This window comes from Neotamlana laminarinivorans, assembly GCF_020523925.1.
In the GTDB taxonomy this organism is placed as follows: domain Bacteria; phylum Bacteroidota; class Bacteroidia; order Flavobacteriales; family Flavobacteriaceae; genus Neotamlana; species Neotamlana laminarinivorans.
This window is the reverse complement of sequence record NZ_JAJAPW010000123.1, coordinates 1-216: the sequence shown is the minus strand read 5'-3', so window position 1 is coordinate 216 and position 216 is coordinate 1. Positions and strand designations below refer to the sequence as shown.

Below are 216 nucleotides of genomic sequence, written 5' to 3'. Positions count from 1 at the left end.
TAATATCTACTACTGCTGTTTCACAATCGCCATCCGCATCACAGATCTGATATGTGATTTGATCTGTACCATTGTAATCGCCTGTTGGCGTGTAATCTATCGTATCGTCCGTTGGGTCGTTTGGTGTGCCCCCATCGTTTACCGTGGCGGTTCCATTGCTCGCCCCACTGGTGATAGTTATCGTGCCGGTGCTTGGACCATCGCCGCCAAAACTAT

At 49.5% G+C, this 216-nt stretch carries 1 protein-coding gene; it reads right to left on the bottom strand.

Going from position 1 to position 216, the window contains the following annotated elements; translation table 11 throughout:
- A partial coding sequence (locus LG649_RS16280) for an Ig-like domain-containing protein (RefSeq protein WP_226544847.1) occupies positions 1-216 on the bottom strand: 216 nt, incomplete at both ends.